The 576-nt window shown below is 67.9% G+C and carries 1 protein-coding gene; it reads right to left on the bottom strand.

Annotated features, from left to right (window positions below):
• Positions 1–576 (bottom strand): thiamine pyrophosphate-dependent enzyme (locus tag AC5W54_RS22545; protein WP_495964327.1); only part of this gene is annotated, 576 nt, incomplete at both ends.

Here is a 576-nt window from a genome sequence, read left to right as displayed (position 1 = left end):
CGCGTCGCGGCGGAACGGGTCGCCCAGCTCGCGGGTGCACATGATCTCGAGAATGCAGGTCTTGCCCTCGGTCATCTGCAGGTCGATCGCCTTCTGCAGCGCCGGCCCCACGTCCTCCAACCGGTCCACGGTGATGCCCTCGGCGCCCATCGCCCGGCCGATCTCGGCGAAGCTCTGGTTGTCCAGCTCACCGGCCACGAAGCGACGGTTGTAGAACTCCACCTGGTTCTTCTTCTCCGCGCCCCACTGGCGGTTGTGGAACACCACCGCGGTCACCGGGATGTTTTCCCGCACCGCCGTCATGGTCTCCATCAGGCTCATGCCCCAGGCGCCATCGCCGGCGTAGGCGATCGCCGGACGGTGCGGGGCCGCCGCCTTGGCGCCGATGATGGTCGGCAGCGCATAGCCGCAGTTGCCGAAGCTCATCGGTGCGAAGAAGCTGCGCGGCTTGTCGAAGCGCAGGTAGCTGTGCGCCACGGCGTTGATGTTGCCGATGTCGGTGGAGACCATCACGTCCGCGGGCATGGCCTTCTCCAGCTCGCGCAGCACCTGGCGGGGGTGCAGGTACTCGCCGCC

It is taken from the genome of Halomonas sp. LMYGS-3 (genome assembly GCF_059509875.1).
Note: the sequence above shows the minus strand (reverse complement) of the source record. Positions and strands in the feature narration are given on the sequence as shown.